Annotated in this window: 18 protein-coding genes; 7 read left to right on the top strand and 11 right to left on the bottom strand. The window is 57.8% G+C overall.

Going from position 1 to position 20505, the window contains the following annotated elements:
* Positions 1-5: 5 nt before the first annotated feature.
* Positions 6-1076, bottom strand: coding sequence for an HlyD family secretion protein (locus tag ACFSE1_RS07870; RefSeq protein ID WP_377398926.1), 1071 nt, complete (start codon positions 1074-1076; stop codon positions 6-8).
* A gap of 377 nt (positions 1077-1453) precedes the next feature.
* Between ACFSE1_RS07870 and ACFSE1_RS07865 the strand changes: the two genes are divergently transcribed.
* Positions 1454-2098: a phosphodiester glycosidase family protein gene (locus ACFSE1_RS07865; RefSeq protein WP_377398923.1), complete on the top strand. Its 645-nt coding sequence runs from the start codon at positions 1454-1456 to the stop codon at positions 2096-2098.
* Positions 2099-2129: 31 nt separating this feature from the next.
* On the opposite strand, the gene ACFSE1_RS07860 is transcribed toward ACFSE1_RS07865, so the two are convergent.
* Positions 2130-2645 carry a ferritin-like domain-containing protein gene (locus tag ACFSE1_RS07860; RefSeq protein WP_377398920.1) on the bottom strand — a complete coding sequence of 172 codons (516 nt, stop codon included), beginning with the start codon at positions 2643-2645 and terminating at the stop codon, positions 2130-2132.
* Between the two features lie 128 nt (positions 2646-2773).
* Between ACFSE1_RS07860 and ACFSE1_RS07855 the strand changes: the two genes are divergently transcribed.
* Positions 2774-3004 carry a hypothetical protein gene (locus tag ACFSE1_RS07855; RefSeq protein WP_377398917.1) on the top strand — a complete coding sequence of 77 codons (231 nt, stop codon included), beginning with the start codon at positions 2774-2776 and terminating at the stop codon, positions 3002-3004.
* A gap of 2 nt (positions 3005-3006) precedes the next feature.
* Here the strand turns inward: ACFSE1_RS07855 and ACFSE1_RS07850 are convergent, their stop codons facing one another.
* Positions 3007-4005, bottom strand: a complete 999-nt coding sequence (locus ACFSE1_RS07850; protein ID WP_377398914.1) for a LacI family DNA-binding transcriptional regulator — start codon at positions 4003-4005, stop codon at positions 3007-3009.
* Between the two features lie 175 nt (positions 4006-4180).
* Here ACFSE1_RS07850 and ACFSE1_RS07845 point away from each other — a divergent pair, with 175 nt between their 5' ends.
* The 3 genes from ACFSE1_RS07845 to ACFSE1_RS07835 all read left to right on the top strand — a co-directional run bounded on the left by ACFSE1_RS07845 (position 4181) and on the right by ACFSE1_RS07835 (position 7790).
* Complete coding sequence (locus tag ACFSE1_RS07845; RefSeq protein WP_377398911.1) at positions 4181-5725, top strand: sugar ABC transporter ATP-binding protein; 1545 nt, start codon at positions 4181-4183, stop codon at positions 5723-5725.
* Positions 5726-5764: 39 nt separating this feature from the next.
* Positions 5765-6775 carry an ABC transporter permease gene (locus ACFSE1_RS07840; RefSeq protein WP_377398908.1) on the top strand — a complete coding sequence of 337 codons (1011 nt, stop codon included), beginning with the start codon at positions 5765-5767 and terminating at the stop codon, positions 6773-6775.
* A gap of 67 nt (positions 6776-6842) precedes the next feature.
* On the top strand, positions 6843-7790 hold the full coding sequence (locus ACFSE1_RS07835; RefSeq protein WP_377398905.1) for a substrate-binding domain-containing protein: 948 nt from the start codon (positions 6843-6845) through the stop codon (positions 7788-7790).
* 397 nt (positions 7791-8187) lie between these two features.
* Here ACFSE1_RS07835 and ACFSE1_RS07830 read toward each other — a convergent pair whose 3' ends face one another.
* Together ACFSE1_RS07830 and ACFSE1_RS07825 are read right to left on the bottom strand one after the other, a co-directional pair.
* A complete protein-coding gene (locus ACFSE1_RS07830) occupies positions 8188-10332 on the bottom strand; it encodes a TonB-dependent siderophore receptor (RefSeq protein ID WP_377398902.1) in 2145 nt (714 codons plus the stop codon).
* A gap of 113 nt (positions 10333-10445) precedes the next feature.
* Positions 10446-10925 carry a MarR family winged helix-turn-helix transcriptional regulator gene (locus tag ACFSE1_RS07825; protein ID WP_377398899.1) on the bottom strand — a complete coding sequence of 160 codons (480 nt, stop codon included), beginning with the start codon at positions 10923-10925 and terminating at the stop codon, positions 10446-10448.
* 124 nt (positions 10926-11049) lie between these two features.
* Between ACFSE1_RS07825 and ACFSE1_RS07820 the strand changes: the two genes are divergently transcribed.
* Both ACFSE1_RS07820 and purU read left to right on the top strand, forming a co-directional pair.
* Complete coding sequence (locus ACFSE1_RS07820; protein ID WP_377398895.1) at positions 11050-11481, top strand: organic hydroperoxide resistance protein; 432 nt, start codon at positions 11050-11052, stop codon at positions 11479-11481.
* 325 nt (positions 11482-11806) lie between these two features.
* A complete protein-coding gene (gene purU / locus ACFSE1_RS07815) occupies positions 11807-12688 on the top strand; it encodes a formyltetrahydrofolate deformylase (protein WP_377398892.1) in 882 nt (293 codons plus the stop codon).
* 70 nt (positions 12689-12758) lie between these two features.
* Here purU and ACFSE1_RS07810 read toward each other — a convergent pair whose 3' ends face one another.
* The 6 genes from ACFSE1_RS07810 to ACFSE1_RS07785 form a co-directional block, all read right to left on the bottom strand.
* Positions 12759-14495: an acetyl/propionyl/methylcrotonyl-CoA carboxylase subunit alpha gene (locus ACFSE1_RS07810; protein WP_377398889.1), complete on the bottom strand. Its 1737-nt coding sequence runs from the start codon at positions 14493-14495 to the stop codon at positions 12759-12761.
* 31 nt (positions 14496-14526) lie between these two features.
* Positions 14527-16128, bottom strand: a complete 1602-nt coding sequence (locus ACFSE1_RS07805) for a 5-oxoprolinase subunit B/C family protein (protein ID WP_377398886.1) — start codon at positions 16126-16128, stop codon at positions 14527-14529.
* 6 nt (positions 16129-16134) lie between these two features.
* Complete coding sequence (locus ACFSE1_RS07800; protein WP_377398883.1) at positions 16135-16941, bottom strand: putative hydro-lyase; 807 nt, start codon at positions 16939-16941, stop codon at positions 16135-16137.
* Positions 16942-16952: 11 nt separating this feature from the next.
* Positions 16953-17717 carry a LamB/YcsF family protein gene (locus ACFSE1_RS07795; RefSeq protein ID WP_377398880.1) on the bottom strand — a complete coding sequence of 255 codons (765 nt, stop codon included), beginning with the start codon at positions 17715-17717 and terminating at the stop codon, positions 16953-16955.
* A gap of 14 nt (positions 17718-17731) precedes the next feature.
* Positions 17732-18973, bottom strand: coding sequence for an NRAMP family divalent metal transporter (locus ACFSE1_RS07790; protein WP_377398877.1), 1242 nt, complete (start codon positions 18971-18973; stop codon positions 17732-17734).
* Between the two features lie 235 nt (positions 18974-19208).
* On the bottom strand, positions 19209-20402 hold the full coding sequence (locus tag ACFSE1_RS07785) for a type 1 periplasmic-binding domain-containing protein (protein WP_377398875.1): 1194 nt from the start codon (positions 20400-20402) through the stop codon (positions 19209-19211).
* Positions 20403-20505: the final 103 nt, after the last annotated feature.

Below are 20505 nucleotides of genomic sequence, written 5' to 3'. Positions count from 1 at the left end.
AGGCATCACTTCACGAGATTGCGTTCCAGAGCTTCAGGCCATTGAGCCTGTGGGTCCAGCTTGACATAGGCCATGCCTGGCACGCCGGTTTTGACGTAGTCGACATATTTGCGAAGAAGGTCCTGCGGGATCTGAGCCCGGATTCGGAAGGTGAGCTTTTGCCTTTCCTCCTCGGTCTCGACCGTTTTAGGGGTAAACTGGGCGACATCCGCAACGAAGGAAACCTTGGCGGGAATGGTAAGCTGCGGTGCCGCGTCGAGCACAATGCGAACATCCGTCCCGATCCGGGTTCTGCCAGCTTCTGAGGTTGGCAGGAAGAAAGTCATGTAAACATTGCTGAGGTCCACCAGGTTGAGGACCCGGCCGCCCGCTGAGAGTACCTCGCCCGGCTCGGCCACCAGATATTGTATGCGTCCTTCCCGTGGCGCGACCAATGTGCTGTCGTCGATCTCTGTTTCGACGCTTTGCACCCTGGCCCGCGCCGCATCGACGGCCGCCTCGGCGTCCACGACCTGTGCCTGCGCGGCAGTGATTCCGGCATCGGCTGCGGCGAGCGACGCTTCGGCTGAGGCAAGTGTTGCGCGCGCAGCCTGCTCCGCAGCCTCGGTATCATCCGCAACCTGCTGCGAAACCGTACTGTTTTTCAAAAGCTGCTGTGAGCGGGCATTGGTTTTGACCGCCGAATCCAGCTGAACTCGCCGCTGTTCGATGACAGCAGCGGCCGATTTGCGCTCCGCCTCCCGTTGAGAGACAATGCTACGCGCCGTCTGCACTGAAATCTCTGCCCGTCGCAACTCCGCTTCCGCAAGGCGCTTGTTGGCTTCGAGCTGGGATATATCCATGCGGGCGAGCACTTGCCCTGGCCGCACGAGGTCTCCCTCACGTACGACAACCTCCGCCAATCGACCGGCGGATTTCGTCGCAATATCAATTTCGGTCGCCTCAAGCCGGCCATTGGTGGCGCTTAGCCCGGCGGGCAAGGGGTCTTTGTGAAAACTTGTCCAACCATACCAAGCGGCACCTGCCGCGATCAGAACAACCGCGCCGACCACTATGCCACTCGCAAGCCTTGCCATAGTCTCTTCCCGATCCATTTCGTCTCAGGCAATGGTAGACTTTGCCGCCATTGCTGTTGTGATCGAGATCAAGTGTCGGAGGTTTTCGGTGCCAGGCTTATAGGCGTCACAGGCCAGTATCGGACCATAGGGAACTGGTGAAACGGGCTTTGTCTCAAGCCGCGATCTCAACAGAACCATCATAACGAGGACATTGTGTGAGACCTAACCACTTCTGGCTTTCTTGCCTCCTCGGCCTGTTAATTGCGCTGCCGTTGAGGGTGAATGCTTCATCGTCCGAGGGCATTGAGCAAGCGCATCGGGTGTGCCACCCCCTCGTCGTTATGGAAAGTCGCTTCACACATTGCAGGATCTCGCTTGCGGACGAGAACCTCACCATGGCCTGGCAGGACCGGGAGGGACATAGTTTTAAAAGCTTTGCCCGATTGCGGGACGATCTGGCCAGTCGTGGCCAGCAACTCATCTTCGCGCTGAATGCGGGTATGTATGATGACAGCTATACGCCGGTCGGGCTCTATGTCGAGAAGGGCAAGTTGCTCCAGCCGTTGAATACCCGGCGGATCGAAGGAAGCGGCGGGGCGGTTCCCAATTTCTACAAGCAGCCAAACGGCGTCTTCTATTTGAGTAGCGGAGGCGGTGGAATTCTTCCCACGGATCAGTTCGCCGCCCAAAAGCCTGACGTGCTATTCGCCACCCAGTCCGGGCCCATGCTCGTTACGAAGGGGGCGGTCAATCCCCTGTTTATTCCCGGCTCATCAGATAGGCGTCGGCGCAGTAGGGTCGGGATCTGCGAGCATGGCAAGATCAGCTTTCTGGTCAGTGATGACGCAGTCAATTTCTTCGATTTCGCCACGGTTTTCCGTGACACACTCCGCTGCGATAATGCGCTGTTCCTCGATGGCGGCCGTGGCGCAGGGGTGTTTGATTTGCATGCGGGAAGAGAGGATATATCCGGCCATGGCGGTTATGGCCCGATGATTGTGTACCGTGAGGGGATAGACGAGGGCAGCGGCAAGCGCTGACCCCGTCCCTCTGGGTGGAACGATTTGCGGATCAGATCTTGGCCGGTTGGCCGCTTTCTCGGCGTGATGCGTATTCAAGCGTAACGCTGGCGAGGTTGTCCTCGATCCACTGTGCCATGGCCAGTTCTTCATCCAGATTGGCTTTCAGAGGAGAGATCAGGCCGGAAAATCCGCCATGCTCCGCCAGTGTAATCAGAGAGGTGTAGGCGGCGATTTCAAAGTTCTCGAATGCGAAATTGGCAAAGCTGTCTTTCAGGATCTCGTCACCGGCCATGGTGTGTCCCAAGGCTGCCATGGAGCCTGAGAGGGACAGGCCTATGTCCTTCAAGGTCGAATGATCTTCAGCGAGGCTGGTGAGAATTTCCTCGATCCGACCTATTTGCCCCTCGGTTTCCTGTATGTGCTGTTCCAGCCGCGTCGCCACCGCTGGATAGTTTTCGATGCGTGACAGTTGTGGACGCATGATTGAAAGAGCCTGCTTTTCCATGGCATGGGCATTTTTGAGCCCCGTGACGACCAGTTGGCGAGCGTCGATTGTCTGCGACATTCCAATCTCCTTGATGTGGCAACGGCTCGGCTAACTTCGTAGATGTTGAATAGTTGCCCCTCACATCGAAGGGGTTTGGGAACCTTGTTCTCTTCCGTGTGTTTGATAGGAAACAGGAAAGAAAACCGATGTCAGATGCGAAGAACAAGGTTGAAGCCGATGCCAAGGGGCAGTTCGCGCCCTCGCAGGCGGATCCACATGCCTCCGGTGTAGCAAGCGCAAAGCCAACGGCTGTTACGGGATCGGAAGACGGGACGGCCCACAAGATCCCGCCCGGCCAGAAGGCGCCCGAAAAGGAGATCCCGGTTCATTATGATCCAGCCGAAATGAACGAGGGTTCTTTCCGCGGCTCCCGCTGAGGTCAGGAAACGGATCCGCGAACGATGAGGTCTGGCAGGATAAGCACCTCTTGCGGCGGTGTCTGGCTGTCTTCAAGGCTGGTGAGCAGTAGCGAAATAGCCTTTTTGCCGATGGTGCTGCGCGGCTGGCGAATCGTGGTCAATGCGGGTTTGACATAGGTTGCTTGGGGGATATCGTCGAAACCGATCACCGAGAACTCTCGCGGAATGTCATAGCCGCGCGCCGTCAAGCCGTTCAGCACGCCAATGGCTGTTGCGTCGTTCACGCACATGAATGCAGTTGGCAAGGTATCCCTCATGAAGAGCTGCTCGACGCAGAGACGGCCGCTTTCAATGCTTCCGTCGCCCGCAAGGACGGTGCGCTGCTGAGGCGGAATGCGGGCGGCGTCCATGGCTGCCTCATAGCCTTGACGGCGCCTTTGATAGGCGAGGCGTGTTTTGCTGTCTCCGATGAAGGCGATATGGCGATGACCTGCAGCCAAAAGATGCTCTGCTGCCTTTCGGCCTCCGGCCTGATCATCCACACCGACAAAGGATATGCTGCTGTTGAAGACAGGTTCGAATACCGCGACGGCGGGAGGGAGCCGCTCGACTGATGCCTCATGCCCAAAGGGCTGATGACCTGTAAAAAGCACGAGACCTGCCGCCTGGCCTGAACTCACGAACTTCAGATATTCTAGTGCTCGCTCCGCGTCGTTTTGCGTATGGCCAATGAGGACGCCGTAGCCGTTGGCACGTGCCTCATTTTCGAGGCCAATCAAGATCGATGAAAAGTTGGGATCGCTAATGTCCGGTGCAAGCACGAGGATCATGTTTGACCGGCCCATGCGCAACGATCGCGCCATGGCGTTGGTTGTATATCCTGTGATGGCAATCGCCTGGTTCACCCGCTGTCGCGTCGATTTCGCAACCTTTTCGGGATAATGGATTGCGCGACTCACGGTTGCGATGGAGACTTCAGCCAGACGCGCCACATCTTCGATTGTCGCCGGATTTGTCATCGCTCGGTGTTTTCCATCGTTTCGACCCTCACCCCGGCACTTATAGCGCAAGTTTCGATTGGCGGAACCAGGATGATGGAAAACTGTATAGAGGCGATGTAAACCTTTACATAACGAATGTAAAGGTTTACACATGGCTCATATAAGGCGGTTGAGGAGCCGCCGGGAGGGTAATATGAGCGGGGTTCCGGAAGGTGCGAAAGCGCCTGTTCTTGCGGCTGAGCGCGTTTCCAAGTCATTCGGGGAAGTTCAGGTTCTCTTCAGTGTGGACTTTGACGTCCGTCGAGGGGAAGTGCATGCCCTGATGGGTGAGAACGGAGCGGGAAAGTCCACGCTCGTCAAAATCCTCTCAGGGTTTGAGCAGCCTACGTCTGGACGAATTTTGCTCGACGGTGACCCCGTCACAATGCCAGCCAATGGTGCGGCGGAAGCCTTGGGGGTCGTGCTGATCCATCAGGAATTCAATCTTGCCGATCATTTGACTGTCAGCGAGAGCCTGTTTCTGGGCCGCGAGATTACGCGCTTCGGCGTTTTGGACAAGCGCTCGATGAAGCGGCAGACCCGGTTGATCCTTGATCAGCTTGGAACGTCGATTCACGAGGATGCGCTGATCAGCTCCTTGACCGTGGCAGAAAAGCAGATGGTGGAGATTGCCAAGGCGATATCCCGCGACGCGCGCGTGATTTTCATGGATGAGCCCACGGCTGTTCTTTCCCGGCAGGAAACCGACATTCTGTTTGGCCAGGTTCGGCGGTTGCGTGCGCAGGGCACGAGCTTCGTATTCGTTTCTCATAAGCTGGATGAAGTAATGGAGCTGACGGATCGGGTGACCGTGTTGCGGGACGGGCAATGGGTTAAGACCGCGCCGACCAGTGTTCTCGACGGGGAGGCCATTGCGCAGTTGATGGTGGGGCGTGAGCTTTCGACACTTTATCCTGCAAAGCATGAACCGAATGTCGATGAAGAGGTGGTTCTGTCCGTTGAACGGCTTACGACCGGCTATGTGCGGGACGCAAGCTTCGACCTGCGACGGGGTGAAGTTCTGGGCTTCTCGGGCCTGATCGGTTCGGGTCGGACGGAGCTTATGGAGGCGGTGGCGGGTTTGAGGCCACGGCTGGCAGGCGACGTCAGGATTCGGGGGCGGTCCATCGCCTCCTCTGACTTCCGCGGGGCAGCCCGGGAAGGCTTGGCCTACATGACCAAGGATCGAAAAGGCTGCGGTCTTCTGCTTGGCGAGGGTATGGCCGTGAACCTCACCCTGCAATCCATCGAGCGGCATGTGCGCAACGGCTATCTGGATACACGCAGCGAGGCCCAGGCGGTTGACCGCGCCAGGCGCCGTTTCGACATCCGCGTCCGCGATGAAAATGTTCGGGCAGGGCGAATGTCGGGTGGCAATCAGCAGAAGCTTTTGCTGGCGAAGATCATGGAGCTGGAGCCCGGCATCATCATTATCGATGAGCCGACGCGCGGCATCGACGTCGGGACGAAGCAGCAGATTTATCACTTCATCGCGGCACTGGCGCGTGAAGGTCGCTCGATCATCGTGGTCTCATCCGAGATGACGGAGATTATCGGCCTGTGTACGCGTGTCGCGGTCATGCGCGAGGGGCGGATCGCCGGCATGTTGGAAGGCGAGGATGTGAACGAGCAGGTCATCATGCGTTATGCCGCCGGATTGAGCAAAGCCGCAGACGAACCGCTTGCGGCTCGCGCATAGAGCAAAAAAGAAGCAGTCGGGAGCAGGGAAGAGGGGATCATGACGGTGGGAACCGAGTTCAGTCCACAGGCGAGACGGCAGAGGAGCTGGCGAGAAATAGACCTGCGCGCGGTGGCACCTTTCGCGGCGCTTGCCTTGTTGCTCATCATCGGTGCGTTGGTCAATCCGAACTTCATTAGCATAACCAACCTTTCGAATGTGGCGACGCGATCGGCCTTCATTGCAATCATTGCAGTGGGCGCAACATTTGTGATCTCGGCGGGAGACCTTGATCTGTCGGTTGGCTCCATGGTGGCCTTTGTTGCCAGCCTGATGATCCTGTTCATGAACTCTGGTGCAATTGCCGATCCGTCATTGATGTTGGCCGCTGCGGTGGCATTGACTCTGATCGTCGGTTCGTTGTGCGGTCTTGCCAATGGATTGATCACGACAATCGGCCGGATTGAGCCGTTTATCGCAACGCTCGGGACGATGGGGATCTATCGTGGACTGACAACCTGGCTATCGCAGGGCGGCGCTATCACGGTGAAGTCGGCGGAGCAGCAGGCGCTTTATCGACCAGTTTATTTCGGGTCCGTTCTGGGGGTGCCGGTTCCAATCCTGGTCATCCTGGCCGTGACATTGGTCGCTGCATTCATTCTTTATCGCACCCGATATGGGCGCCATGTAACGGCTGTCGGCTCAAATCGCGAGGTTGCCCGATATTCCGGCATTGGCGTCGATCGCGTGCGCATGATGGCTTTCGTTATCCAGGGCCTTTGCGTTGCAATCGCCGTTCTTCTGTATGTGCCGCGCCTCGGTTCCACCTCAGCCACAACAGGCATTCTGTGGGAGCTTCAGGCCATTACCGCTGTCGTGGTTGGTGGAACAGCACTGAAGGGCGGTGCGGGCAGGGTTTGGGGCACCATCTGCGGTGCTTTCATTCTCGAACTCGTCGGCAATATCATGCTGCTTTCCAACTTCATCTCCGAATATCTGATCGGCGCCATCCAAGGCACGATCATCATCGTTGCAATGCTCGTCCAGCGGTCACTGGCGCGCAGAAGCTGACCTGCCGGGCCTGAGGGTCGTCCGGCACAGGTGACATCAAGACCTTTCGCATCATTGGGAGGATGACATGAAAAAGGCAATTGGGCTCGCCATAGCCATGGCGGGACTGCTGGGGGCTGTGCAAGCTCTGGCACAAGAGACCAAGACAATCGGCGTATCCATTCCGGCGGCCGATCATGGCTGGACGGCAGGCGTCGTCTACCACGCCAACCGCGTGGCGGATCTGTTGATGAAGGAGCATCCCGGGCTGAAGGTTGTGGTGAAGACCTCACCTGATCCTGCAAGCCAGGCCAATGCTCTGCAGGATCTTGAAGTTCAGGGCATAGACGCGCTGGTGATCCTGCCGACCGATCCGGATCCACTGGTCAACGCGATCAAGGAAGTGAAGAGGAAGGGCACCTTCGTTTCCATCGTGGATCGTGCTCCCTCCAGCAATGATAATTCTGTTCGTGATCTCTACGTGGCGGGCAATAATCCGGCGCTGGGTGAAGTTGCGGGGCAATATATCAAGGCCAATACTCCGGATGCGCAGGTCGTGGTCATCCGCGGTCTTCCTATCCCGATCGACCAGCAGCGCCAGGACGGGTTCGACAAGGGTATTGCAGGATCGAACGTCAAGGTTCTGGACCGCCAGTTCGGCAACTGGAACCGTGACGATGCCTTCCGTGTCATGCAGGATTATCTGACGAAGTACCCGAAAATCGACGTGGTCTGGTGCCAGGATGACGATATGGCCGTGGGCGTTCTCGAAGCTATCGCGGAGGCCAAGCGAACAGATATCAAGTACATCATCGGCGGCGCCGGTTCCAAAGACATGATCAAGAAGGTCATGGATGGGGATAAAATGGTGCCGGTCAATGTTCTTTATCCGCCTTCAATGGTTGGAACAGCCATGGAACTGACGGCTGCTGCCATCTACGATCAGGTTCCTGTTCATGGAACCTACACGCTGGATGCGACGCTCATCACCAAGGACAATGCCAAGAACTACTACTTCCCAGAGTCTCCGTTCTGAGGTGACTCTCAGCGGAACAGGGTTTCCCGTCCCGCCATCCAGGCGGGGCGGTGGTTTCGATATGTGCTTGTCGATGTTTTCCTTTTATAAGCCGGGTTGAATGCGGCTGGCTGACCCTCTAGATTGTCACCATGCCGGATGGGGCGGGTTCAACGCGCATCAGCCCCTCTGCCTATTCAATAAAGTCATCGACAAGGAAACGACGGTGAGAAAAGGTATTTTCGGGCTTCTCCTCGTTCTCGTGGCGCTGTCCGTCATCTTCAGCATCGTTGGCGTTCTATCCGTCTGGAATCCCGGCGATCTGTTCGCCTATGGCAGCTAAAGCGCGCCGCGACCTTCGAGGTGGGCTGGAGGAGGAGGCCGCTTTGGCAGCCTCCCGCCCCGTTCTTGCAGGTAATCAGAACGTTGTGCCTACTCGAAGCATCACGGTTCTGGGCTCCCCATAGAAATTGAACACGGATGTGCCGCCGACCCGCTCGTAATAGGTCTTGTCCAGCACGTTGTTGACCGTCAGGCTTGCGGTGACGTGCTCATTGAACCGGTAGCCAGCCTGCAGGTCCACCACCGCATAACCGGGCGCCTCAATGCTTGTCGCGCCACCCGCAGCGGTGCGTGCCACATTCTTGAACGAACTGAAGACCTTTACGCCACCGCCTATGAAGAAGCCGTCGAGGGCGGGGAAGCGGTCATCGAACGTGTATTTCGTCCAGAGCTGCACCATGTGCTCTGGAGTATAGAACTCGGAACCTGCTGCACGGTTTGTGTTTCGGTAGGATGTATCGGTGTAGGTGTAGGCGGCGGTCGCCTCCCAGCGGTCCAGGATCGTACCCGACAGTTCCATCTCTACGCCCTGCAGATTGGCTTCGCCATTGGCGATAGAGAAGCCGGTATTGCTCGGGTCGGCAACGGCGCGGTTCTTGTCTTGCAGGTTGAAGTAGGCAAGCGTTGCGTTGGCATCGTCGAAAACTTCCGCCTTCAGACCCACCTCGTATTGGCGACCGGAGCGTGGATCGAGAATCTGTCCGTTCGCATCCGTCACGTTCTGTGGCTGGAAGATTTCTGTATAGCTGCCATAGGCGGAGAGCCAGTTAGTCAGGTCGTAGATGATACCGGCATAGGGCGTAAATTCGCCGTCCTCGCTGATTTTGCTGTTGCCGCTTCTGGCGTCGTACCAGCTGAATCGGCCACCCCCGATGAGGGTCAGTTGATCAACGGGCTTGATGCGCCACTGGCCGTAGAGGCCGAACTGGTCACTTTCGGTCTTGGTCGCAGGACCCCAGTTCACATTTGGCCGGCGCACGGCCGTGTTCCAGTTGTTGAGGTTCTGAGCGCCTGCGATCGTGCCTCGCGGAGAATAAAGCGTGCTATCGCTGCCGCGCAGATCCACGCCCGCGATAATGTTGTTTTCCAGTCCCATCAGTTCGAACGGGCGGCTGACATGTGCATCTATGGCATAGGAATCTTCGGTGTAGTTGCGACCGAGCCATGCGGTGCCGTTGGGCACTATGCCTGCAGCATTGGCCGGTCCTGCCGCATAGGCGTAAAGCGCATCCACATCCACTTTGGAGTAAAGTGCAGATATCTTGGCATGGCCACCATCCTCAAAACGGTGCTCAACTTCCGTCAGATAGTTTGTCACCGTATTGTCGAAACGGTTCCAGTCCGCGCCAGTAAAGGTGGATCGGTCCAGGTTCAGCAGTGTGCCGTTGGCCAGGGTTGGAAGCCCGTTGAACGGCTTGATATGGCGTGCTGTGTGGCTGATGGAGACTGTTGCCGTTGTATTGTCCGTGAGATCGGCCTGAATCGTGCCGTAAAACAGGCCCACCTTGTTCCAGGTGCCGTCTACAAAGCCATCTTTTGCGGAGAGCGCACCCACCAGTCGCCCGCGCACCTCGCCGCTTTCGGTCAAGGGGCCGGTTATGTCGCCCTCGATCCGCTTGTTGTCGAAGGAGCCATACAGCGTATCCACGCTTGCCCGGTATTCATCCGAGGCCTGCTTCAACCGCATGTTAATCGCACCTGCCGGCTCGCCGGTACCGCCAAACAGGCCGGAAGGGCCACGGAGAATTTCGACGTGGTCGACAATCGCCATATCAGGCTGTGTGCCATTAATGCTGGAAAGCGGCGTCGGAAGGCCATTGAGATAAAGGGAATCGAATTCGAAGCCACGCGAATACAGGCTTGAGCGACCGTCATCATTGGTGAGAACCACGACGCCGGGTGTTTTCTTCAGGGCAGTGTCGAGTGAGGTGAAGTTCCCGTCCTTCAAGCGCTCGCGAGTCAGAACTGTGGTTGATTGGGGTATTTCCCGCGGCGAACGCGTATCCTTGTCGCCAACGCTGATCAGGTCGGTCGTATAGCTGTCTGTGGTGTCGGTCTGATAGGTCGAACCCTGTACCAGAACCTGCGGCAGAACCGTGGTTCGCTCAGCTTCCTGAGCCTCAGTGGCCGTTGCCGTCTGAACCAGAAACGTGGACGCGACGAGCAGGATAAGCCTGTGCGATTTGTATGTCCGTCTCGGTGTGATCGCGCCCGTTTTCATCAGAACCTCCAGAAAATCCAGGAGCCGTTGCGGCTCATTCAGCAGATAACTGGAGTCTCTAGTTCATATATTATGGGCAAAACAAGTGTAAAATTGTCACATTTTCGCCTTCATCAGTCTTCGCTGCTGGACTGTGTCAGCACGGTCGAAGATGCGAGATTACTCGTCAGCTGATTGATGGTGGAGAGTGTGTGCTGGGCTGCGTCGCGATCCATGCCAAGAGCCTTGGCAACACATTGCATGGCGGGGGCTGACTTGGCCTCCAGCGCACGGCCTTGCTCGGTGAGCGATATATCGACTCGGCGCTCATCGTCGGCGCGCCTCGTCTTTTTCACAAGCCCCATCGCATTAAGTCGCTTGATGAGCGGCGTGATCGTGCCGGAATCAAGTCCTAGCCTGTCTGAAATCTCTCCAACGGAAAGGCTCCCTTCACGCCAGAGAAGGCGCATGGTGAGGAATTGGGGATAGGTCAGGCCCAAGGGTTCCAACGCAACCCGATACACCCGGTTGAATGCCTGTTCTGCCTTGTAAACGGCAAAACACAGCATCTCATCGAGACCTTCGGGAAGTTGAATATCATCGGCGTTTGTCATGTGCCAAAGATATATTGCGCACAAATCAATTGCAAGACATTGACAGCGGGGCTGTGGCCGCATAGATTGTGCACAATCAAATTGCGGAACATAAAAGTTTCCGCCTAACCTGAGGAGAAGACCTATGTCTGTCGATGCAAAGTACAAGACCAGTGCAACGGCGTCCGGCGGCGGACGCGACGGAAAAACCTCTCTGGCTGATGGCACTCTGGAGCTGCAGCTGGTCGTTCCCAAGGAATTGGGCGGTCCGGGTGGCGACGGTGCCAACCCGGAAAAGCTTTTCGCGCTCGGTTATTCCGCCTGCTATCTCGGTGCTCTTCGCGTCGGCGCACAGCAGTTGAAGACGAAGGTTCCGGACGGTTCCACCGTCAACGCCACCATTGGCATCGGCCCGCGCTCGGAAGGCGGCTTCGGCATTACGGCGGAACTGGAGGTTTATCTGCCCGGCATGGATGAAGCAGAAGCGCAGAAGCTGGTGGACATTACGCACGGCATTTGCCCGTACTCCAACGCCATCAAGGCAAGCGTCGATGTTCCGACGAAGGTTCGCACCTGAACCGTTCAGGCACGGAATAAATGAATGGAAGGCTGGCCGCACTGCGACCAGCCTTCTGTATTTGTAGCAGTCGGACCTAAACTGACGTGATTGCGCTCTGGCTTGCCGATATCTGGATATGGCTTCAACCGTTTGCCGAATAGCATTCGGTTCGTAGGGCAGGGGCAATCAATACGGAAAGCGCAGAAGGAAGCCAGGGGCTATTCCACTGTTTCTTCCACATATTCCTTTCACGCCCTCGACAAGCGGATGCATGCGCGCCAAAAGGCGGGTGAGCACCCGTAAGGTGTTTCACAGCTGACTTTACGTCTGAAGGAATTGCGAGATGAATTACGTCCTCACCGTAACCTGTCCTACTGCCCGCGGAATCGTTGCCGCACTTTCGGGTTACCTTGCGGAGCAGGGTTGCAATATCGTCGACTCATCGCAGTTCGACGATTTCGACACGGGCCGGTTCTTCATGCGCGTTTCCTTTATCTCGGAGCAGGGCGTAACGCGCGCAGAGCTGCTTGAAGGGTTGAAGCCCATTACGGCAAGCTTTTCCATGCAAGCGGATATCCATGATTCCGCCGAGCGGATGAAGGTGCTGCTGATGGTTTCCCGTTTCGGCCATTGCCTGAACGACTTGCTCTATCGGTGGAAAATCGGCGCGCTTCCGATCGATATTGTCGGTGTGGTTTCCAACCATTTCGACTATCAGAAGGTGGTGGTGAACCATGATATTCCCTTCCATCACATCAAGGTGACCAAGGAAAACAAGCCAAAGGCCGAGGCTCAGCTTTTGGATCTGGTGGAGCAGACGGGCACGGAGCTCGTGGTGCTCGCGCGTTACATGCAGGTTCTCTCCGACGACCTTTGCAAGAAAATGTCTGGGAAGATCATCAACATCCACCACTCGTTCTTGCCGAGCTTCAAGGGAGCGAACCCCTATAAGCAGGCCTATCAGCGCGGCGTGAAGCTGATTGGCGCGACAGCGCATTACGTGACCGCAGACCTGGATGAAGGTCCGATTATCGAGCAGGACACGGTACGCATCACGCATGCCCAGTCGCCGGATGATTACGTGTCGTTGGGACGCGATGTGGAAGCGCAGGTGCTGGCGCGCGCCATCCACGCGCATATCCACCACCGTACCTTTATCAACGGCAACCGTACCATCGTCTTCCCGCCAAGCCCCGGAAGCTATGCTTCCGAGCGAATGGGGTGACAGGGGTACACAAAAGGCTCAGTTTCACAAAAGAAAGCGGACCGGCGGCGTAAAATCCGCCGGTCGAGTTTCAGGCAGACTCATCCGCAAAGCGCGCAATTTCCGTCCCGCTTTGGAGATAAGCTCCGACTTCGGCCTTGAGTGTCACGCGGCCGGATCGCTTGGCGAGTATCTGCGTTTCCATTTTCATCGCTTCCATAACCGCGATCAGATCGCCCTCATGAACCTCGGCACCATCTTCGATCTTGAAGCTCTGGAGTGTCCCGGAAATGGGAGCGGTGATGGCTGCGGCATCCGTCCTGCTGACCGATGCATTGGCCGGTTCTGTTGTCAGGCCGTTCTGGAAACCGCTAAGCAAGAGTGCCGGGATACCCAGTATATGCCGCTTGCCGTCGATTTCGACAGCGGTTCGGATGAGACCGTCATCCTGCACAGGGGCAGGACGGCCCGCCTGCTCCAGCGTGCCGGCGAAATCCGTTTCGATCCAACGGGTGTGGACCTTGAAGCCCTCGGTTCCGAGAAAGTCTGCCTCTTCCAGAACGGCACGCTGGAAAGGTAGAACCGTTGCCACGCCTTCGATCACGAACTCCTTCAAGGCACGACGTGCCCGAGCGATGGCCTGCTCACGCGTGGCGCCGGTGACGATGAGTTTCGCGGTGAGGGAATCGAAGGTTCCCGGAACCGTCGAGCCGGTGGTGACACCAGTATCGAGCCGAATACCGGGGCCGGAGGGCGCATCGAAACGGGTAATTCTGCCAGGGGTTGGCAGGAAACCAAGCGCCGGATCTTCCGCATTAATGCGAAACTCGATGGAGTGGCCACGAGGTTCCGGCGTCTCCGTCATCGTCAACCTCTCACCATCTGCAATGCGCAATTGTTCGATGACGAGATCGATGCTCGTTGTTTCTTCCGTGACCGGGTGTTCCACCTGAAGCCTGGTGTTGACTTCCAGGAACGAGATGGTGCCATCGATGCCGAGCAGAAATTCGACCGTGCCAGCCCCGGAATAACCGGCGGCGGCGCATATTTTGCGCGCGGCCTCATGTATGGACTGCCGCTGCTCCTCTGTCAGAAAGGGGGCAGGAGCTTCTTCAACCAGTTTCTGATTGCGACGCTGAAGGGAGCAATCGCGAGTGCCCAGCACCAGAACATTGCCGTGCTGATCGGCGATCACCTGTGCTTCGATATGGCGCGGCCGATCCAGAAAGCGCTCCAGGAAGCACTCTCCGCGACCGAAGGCCGCCTCGGCTTCCCGAACCGCTGAGTCATAAAGTTCGGCCACTTCCTCCATCTTCCAGGCGACCTTCAGGCCGCGGCCGCCGCCGCCATGCGCCGCTTTGATTGCGACAGGCAAACCATGCGTCTTGGCAAATTCCAGCACCTCGCTCGCGTTGGACACGGGGCCGTCGCTGCCAGCAACCAAGGGTGCCCCAACCGATTGGGCGATGCGTCGTGCCTCGACCTTATCGCCAAGCGCCTCAATGACCTTCGGCTCCGGGCCGATCCAGATCAGGCCCGCATCCTGCACGGCCTTGGCGAATTCGGCGCGTTCCGACAGGAACCCGTAGCCGGGGTGAACCGCATCTGCGCCCGAGCGTCTGGCCACCTCGATCAGCTTTTCAATATGCAGATAGGTCTCGGCGGGGCGAGCACCGTTGAGAGAATAGGCTTCATCCGCCAGTGAAACGAAGAGTGCATCCGCGTCGGGGTCTGCATAGACCGCCACCGACTGAACGCCGTAATCGCGGCAGGCGCGGATAATGCGGACGGCGATTTCGCCACGATTGGCAATGAGCACTTTTTTCATGGGTTCCCTCTTTGGCATGCGCTCTGCGGCCTCAGCGTCCGGCGGGTTCAAGCTGCGCAAATTGTGTTATGGGGCGAAAACGGATCTTGGCATTGACCGGAAGCTGTCCGGCAAGATCGAGATGATATTCGGCAATGGTTGCGATGACCGGATAGCCGCCGGTCAACGGATGATCAGCCAGAAAGAGAACGGGTTGGCCGCTATGTGGCACCTGAATGGCACCTGTTGCAGTCCCTTCGCTTGGCAATTCACGGGCATCTATGCGCTCCAGTGGTACATCGCCGTGCAGGCGAAGGCCAACGCGGTTTGATTGCGGCGTTACCGTCCAACTCTGGCTTGTCAGAGTGGCGAGACCACGATCTGTGAACCAATCGCTGCGCGGTCCCATCACCACGTCCAGCACGACTTCTTCCTCCCTGTCGGGATGGACGAAGGCCGGGAGTTCATTCAACGAGACAGGTTTCAGCCTGGTTTCCGCAGCGCCAACCGATAGCCACGCACCCGCCACCAAAGGCTCCGGTCCAACGACTGCCAAGGTATCGGTGGCCGCACTCCCGAGCACAGGTTCGACCTTGAAGCCGCCGCGAACGGCAAGGTAACTGCGGGCCCCTCTTGCGGTGAAACCAATCCGGACCAGATCGCCAGATTCTACCCGAAGCGGCTGATAGGTTTCCGCCTTGATGAGGGCGCCGGATGAAGTCTCGATTTCTATAGGGCAGGGTGCGCCGGTCAGAGCGATAATGGCGCTCGAATGCGCTTTCAAGACGAGGCCACCCATGGCAATTTCGAGGGCCGGACATGAGACCGGATTGCCAAGAATGCGGTTTGCCGACTTGAAGGCACCCTGATCGAGTGCACCTGATGCAGATACGCCCTGACCGGTTTGGCCAAAGCGGCCAAGATCCTGGAACAGGGCCGGCACGGGCGCTTCGAGAACCTCGAAACCCGCCTCTATGCGCGGTGGGCGCGGCTGTTCCCCTTTGGCAGCGGACGCAAGGCCTTTTTGTGCGGATGTGGTTTGGGTTGCCATATCCACGAAGCGAACCCGATAACCCGGCTGGAAGAGAGCGGGGGGTGTTCTTGCCATATCCCACATCTTCAGCGGCGTGGTGCCGATGATCTGCCAGCCACCCGGACTGTTTTGCGGGTAGACGCCCGAAAACTCCCCGGCAAGCGCTACGGAACCGGCAGGAATGCGCGTTCGGGGGCTTTTGCGGCGGGGGACATGCAGCGCCGGATCTCCGCCCACAAGATAGCCAAAGCCCGGTGCGAAACCGCAGAAAGCGACGGTGAACGTGCTTTGTGTATGACGCCGGACGACTTCGTCGATTGCAAGCCCTGTCAGCTCGGCGACATCTGCCAGATCTTCGCCATCGTAGCGGACGGGAATTTCTACCAGTTTCGCATCGACCTCGGTCGGGCGTGAGATATCCCGCCGGGCAATCTGGTTCACCAGTTCCTGCGCTGTGACCGCCTCAGGCTGGAAGCGTATCATGATGGTGCGGGCTGCTGGCACCATATCCTGAATGCCTTCAATGGGCTCGGCCTCCAAAGAGGCGAAGAGGGACAGTGTTTCCTCGAGGTTGTTTAGCTCTACCAATATCGTGGTGAGGCTGACGGGCAAAAAGCGCATGGGTCCTCACACGTGATAGGCGGAATCGGGAATATCGGTGATGAACATGTGGCCCGGTGCATGCGTGATGGCGAAGGGCACGCCTGAGGCCATGACCGCCGCCTGCGGAGTAACGCCACAGGCCCAGAACACCGGAACTTCGCCCGGTTCGATGCGCACCGCATCGCCGAAATCCGGTTTGGAAAGGTCGGCTATGCCGATTGCTTCCGGTGCGCCGACATGGACTGGCGAGCCGTGCACGGACGGAAAGCGGCCCGATATTGTCGCCGCATCGGCAACGCGGTCGGCCGGGATGGGGCGCATGGAAACAACCATGTTGCCATGCAGCCTGCCAGCGGGTCGGCATGGTTTATTGGTCAGGTACATCGGAACATTCGAGCCATCCGTGATGTGGCGAATGTCGATGCCCGCCTCGGACATGGGCGTTTCGAACGTAAAGCTGCAACCGATGAGAAAACTCACGAGATCCGGATGCTCCGCCCAGGCGGATGAGGCATCCGGTGTTTCTTCCGCCAGCCTGCCGTCGCGCCATATGCGGTAGAGCGGCACGTCGCGGCGAAGATCGGCACCCTTTGCCAGCGCAGTGGTATGGGAGCCGGCGTCCGAAACATCAAGCACCGGACAGGCTTTCGGATTGCGCTGGGCGTAGAGCAGGAAATCGAAGGCCCAGTCGCGCGGCAACACGATCATGTTGGCCTGCGTGAAACCGCGCGCCACGCCTGCCGTGGGTTCAATGAGCCCTGCCCGGTAGCGCTCTCGTGCCTGGCTGGCTGGCGTTGTATCCACGTGGCTGAATTGCTCGTGCGAGATCATGGATTGCTCCTTCACGGACGAAGGAAAGCACGAACGTCTATGCCATCGGCTTCCAGCGTTTTCCGCACGGCTTGCGCAATGGCAACAGCGCCAGGGCTGTCGCCATGGACGCAGATCGATTGCGCATCGATCCGGATGACGGAGCCATCGATTGCCTCCAAGGTGCCCTCTCTTGCAAGGCGCAACATGCGTTGACCAATGAGGTTCGTGTCGTGCAGCACAGCACCGGCTTCGCGGCGTGAGACGAGATGGCCTGCAGGCGTATAGGCACGGTCCGCAAAGGCCTCCGCAACCACATTCAGCCCGGACGCCCTTGCCTGTTCCAGAATGGGCGCTCCCGCCAAACCCATAAGGATGAGGTTTGCATCCACCGCCTTTATGCCGTCGATGACGGCCTGGCCCTGCTTCGGATCGTTTGCAATGCGGTTGTAGAGTGCGCCATGGGGCTTCACGTAAGTTACTCTGGTGCCTGCCGCAGTTGCCAAACCTTGCAGCGCACCGATCTGGTAGATCACGTCGGCGGCAAGTTCGGCGGGCGTCAGATCCATATCGCGTCGGCCAAAGCCGACACGATCCGGATAGGAGACATGAGCGCCAATCGCAACGCCGCAATTGGCTGCAGCTTCCACCGTTTTGCGAATACCGAGCGGATCTCCCGCGTGGAAGCCACAGGCAATGTTGGCGCTGGAAACGATGGCCAGCATGGCTGCATCGTCTCCCATCTTCCAGGCGCCATAACTTTCGCCAAGATCGCTGTTCAGATCGATCGCACTCATGTCAGTTTTCCTTCTCAGCCGAGCAGCGCAAAGATTGGGCCGATAGATTTGTAGCCCATGTACCAGGTCAGCACGCAAGCTAGCGCACCCAGCACAAGCAGCCATCTGGGGTAGCGATAACCACCCATGAGATCGGAGCGCGCCCAGGCCGCATAGATGAAGATTGAAAGGCCGATGGGAAGGATCAGCCCGTTCAAGCCGCCGACGAAAACGAGCATCTGTGCGGGCGGCGTTGTGATGATGACATAGAAGAAGAGGGAAACCGCGATGAAGATGATGGTCGCGATATCGCGACTACGATCGCTGATGTCCTTCTTGAAGACGGTTATGAAGGAGACAGAGGTATAGGCCGCGCCGATGACCGATGTGATGGCAGCGAACCAGAGCACTGCACCGAAGATGCGCATGCCTACATCGCCAGCGGCGGCCTGAAATGCCTGCGCGGCGGGATTGGCACCCTTGCCCGAAACATCGATCGTCACGCCTGCAGCAACCACGCCGAGGATCGCGAGGAACAGCACGTAGCGCATGAGGCCCGTCACAGCGATGCCGGACAATGCCGCGCGATTGACTGCGCCGAGGTTTTCAATGCCTGTCTGCCCCTTGTCGAGCAGGCGGTGTGCGCCGGAATAGGTGATGTAACCGCCCACTGTGCCGCCAACAATGGTGGTGATCGTGGCAAAATCTATCGTGGAGGGAAGGAAGGTCTGGAAGATGGCTTCCCCGACCGGGGGCTTCGAGACAATCGCCACATAGAGCGTCAGCACGATCATCAATATCCCGGCGCCGATAATGGCACGGTCAATCGCTATGCCCGCGCGCTTGGAACTGAAAATGCCAATGGCAATCAGGGCGCTGAGGGCGCCGCCCCATTTGGCATCAAGGCCCAGCAGCGCGTTCAGGCCAAGCCCCGCCCCGCCAATATTCCCGATGTTAAAGAAAAGCCCGCCAACAATCACCAGAATGGCAAGCAGATAGCCTGTCCCCGGAATTGCAGCATTGGCAATATCGGAGGCGCGCATGCGCGTCAGCGTCACGATACGCCATATGTTCAACTGAACAACAAAGTCGATGAGGATCGAGGCTAGGATTGCGAAGGCAAAGGCCGATCCCAGCTTGGTAGTGAATGTGGCTGTCTGGGTAATGAAGCCAGGTCCAATGGCGGAGGTCGCCATCAGGAAGATTGCCGCAATCAGCGCGGCGCGACGTGAGCGTGAAGCGCCATCGCTTTGTTCAGCGGTTGCTTGCTGTTCCATTTTTGTTCCTCTCTCTGGAGCATACGGCCTATTGGTTGACCTTGGCCGTCTTGTTTCGGCGGGCATAGCGTTATACCGTTTTACAATTCCGTCAAGATTGTTGAACGATATTATTTAAAGACGCCCGTTGACGGCCAGAAACTTGCGCCGGCGGAAGGATGGGGCTCGAGCTGAAGAAGAAAAGAACTAGCGGTCTGGGATCGAAAGGGTAGGAAAGACGTGTACAGGACGCGCTTCAGAAGGTTGCAGGCGCGCGCTGGATGAAGACAAAGCGTCCATTGGCCACTTTGAAGATGTCGCAATTGCGTTGAACCGTATTGTCGCCGTTAAAGCGGAAAAGACCCATTGCGCCCACGAAACCGGATTCCTGGGTGAGATAGGGTTTGGCGAAACCAGCACCACCGTATCGATCGGCTATGCCGATCAGCGTTGACATGGCGTCGTATCCGTAAGCGGAGGCCTCAGAGGCTGGCATGCCATAGGTTGAAAGATGCTTTTGCCCAATTCGTTCGCCGATATTATGGTCGTATCGGCAAACATTGCTGCCGGACAGAACAGGATCTGCAAGCTCGCTCGCAGTTTGTGCCATGCTGACCACGTAGCGCCTGTGGGTGGTTGCCCCTGACGATGTATCCAATGCCTTGATGACGCTGGCCGGGTTTCTCACCTCAGGCATGATGACCGCGAGATCAGCCTCGCGCCAAGTCTTGACTGCCTTGGGGTTTCTAAGCCCAACGGTGAGATCTATTACCAGAGGTGCTGCAATGCCCATTGCCTTGATTTTGGCAGCGAGCCGTTCTGCCTCGGTCTTGTCGGATGCCGAGGTTGCCAGGATCACAGGTCGTCTTCCGCCTTCTGCAACAGCGTAACTGGTCGCTTCAAGCAGGCTATCCTTCGGCAACGAGAGGAATGGGTAGAACTCCTCGCCAAGTCCAGCCGTTTCATGGTTGCCGACAAAGGCAATGACAGGGATGGGTTGAGTCGCAAGTGCAGAGCGAATGGCCGCCAGTTCCGCGCCGCGTGCGCTGGTGAGGAGAACGCCAATGTTCTTTTGTTGCAGGCTACGAACAGCCTTGGCGACATCCTCCAGTCCGTTGGAGGCTTCCATCAGGTTCAGCGTGACAATGCCATTGCCGCGCAGATTGACCGCCATCAAGGCGCCGTTACGATAATCGGCATCGGCCTGACGTCCGGCCGTATCATTGCGGCGAATGCCAAGGTAGCCAACTGAGATGGGGCCGTTGCCAGCCGCCATGGAATAGAAGCTGGATTGAGCGGGCGCCGTGGCGGTATCCTGGGGCCGGGTTTTCGCTTGCTGAACCAGGGTCGGCTTTTGGTCTGTTTGCGCAGGGCTGCCAAGACCCTCGTCCGTCTGGCATGAGGCAAGCAAGAGGCTGGCTGCGAAGCAACCAAGCAAAATCGAGGGCATTGAGATATGCTGCATCGTTCTTGGCTTCCTCAAATATAATAGCGCGCCCGTCCGCCGCGTTTTAGCAAGGGCCACCGCACTCTTCCATCAAACTCTTCCGCTC

The organism is Affinirhizobium helianthi (genome assembly GCF_042680945.1).
GTDB classification, from domain to species: Bacteria; Pseudomonadota; Alphaproteobacteria; order Rhizobiales; family Rhizobiaceae; genus Neorhizobium; species Neorhizobium helianthi.
The sequence above is the reverse complement of the archived record's forward strand: the minus strand, read 5'-3'. Positions and strand labels throughout refer to the sequence as shown.